The organism is Slackia isoflavoniconvertens, assembly GCF_003725955.1.
GTDB lineage: Bacteria > Actinomycetota > Coriobacteriia > Coriobacteriales > Eggerthellaceae > Slackia > Slackia isoflavoniconvertens.
This window is the reverse complement of sequence record NZ_QIBZ01000044.1, coordinates 1-634: the sequence shown is the minus strand read 5'-3', so window position 1 is coordinate 634 and position 634 is coordinate 1. Positions and strand designations below refer to the sequence as shown.

General features: G+C 55.5%; 1 protein-coding gene. It reads right to left on the bottom strand.

Features of this window, described 5'->3' with window-relative positions; all coding sequences use genetic code 11:
• Window positions 1–118: 118 nt before the first annotated feature.
• Window positions 119–358, bottom strand: a complete 240-nt coding sequence (locus tag DMP05_RS09670; protein ID WP_123220240.1) for a hypothetical protein — start codon at window positions 356–358, stop codon at window positions 119–121.
• Window positions 359–634: the final 276 nt, after the last annotated feature.

Here is a 634-nt window from a genome sequence, read left to right as displayed (position 1 = left end):
TACGGCGAGGGCCGCGCCCCCGGTCCCCGGGGCGCGGCCCTCTTGCTTAAACTGCTCAATTTTTCGTGCTCACGGTGCTCATTTCCCAGTGATCACTCGGACCACTTCTTAGTGAACATCAACACCAGTGGTCGGACCCGCTCCAAGTGGAGGATATTGCCCTGTCGTACGCGTTCCTGAGGGCGACCTCGAAGAACGAGACGTCTTTCAAGACGGCCTGCGCAAGGCCGATGTTCCAGAGGTAGAGGTCGAGGGCGACGGCGTCATCGCCTCGCGTCGCTTCGAGATATTTGCTATATCGCGGCTCAGAGAGCCACGATATGACGTGCGCCCGGTCTATCTTCGGAGTGTTCGGCATGGGAGACCTTTCCTCAGAAAATAATTGAGCCCCGGCGACTTGAATCAGCGGTCGTACCGGGGCTAACTAGTTTTCGATTATAGCACATGAATTCTGCTTGCAAAGTCTTACTCGAAGAAGGCGTCCAGGTACCGTCAATAGTTTTGCGCACGGTTGATTTGTAAGTTCATCCGAACACTTAGGTTTCGTTCTCGAACTCATCCGGACATGTCCGGATGAGTTCGAGAATTCCTTTCCGGAGGCGAGGGCCGAGGGCCCTCCCGAGAGAAAGGAAGA